Source organism: Prescottella defluvii, assembly GCF_000738775.1.
Taxonomy (GTDB): domain Bacteria; phylum Actinomycetota; class Actinomycetes; order Mycobacteriales; family Mycobacteriaceae; genus Prescottella; species Prescottella defluvii.
In genome coordinates, this window is the sequence record NZ_JPOC01000239.1 from 1 (window position 1) to 279 (window position 279).

The following is a 279-nucleotide window of genomic DNA, read 5'->3' on the forward strand; positions in this document are numbered from 1 at the left end:
GCGCGGCCGGTCGGCGAACTCGTCGTCTACGGCAGCAGCAGCTCGCTGCCGGTGCGGACGTGGATCTCGCAGTTGCACCGACACCTGCACCTGGGCGAGCCGGGGCGTGTGTACAGCGAACTGGCAGCGTCGTGGCTGTGGGTGATCGCGCTCGGCGGCGTCTACCTGTGGGTGCGCCGGTACCGGACGGCGCGGGTGCGTTCCGGAGCGGGCGCACCCCGGCTGTGGACGGTGAAACGTGTTGCGCGCGGACGCAATCGTGCACTGGGCCGGCACAGT

General features: G+C 71.3%; 1 protein-coding gene. It reads left to right on the top strand.

Going from position 1 to position 279, the window contains the following annotated elements; genetic code table 11:
• Positions 1 to 279: PepSY domain-containing protein (locus IJ15_RS0124700; RefSeq protein WP_031940942.1), on the top strand; the 279-nt coding region annotated here is incomplete at both ends.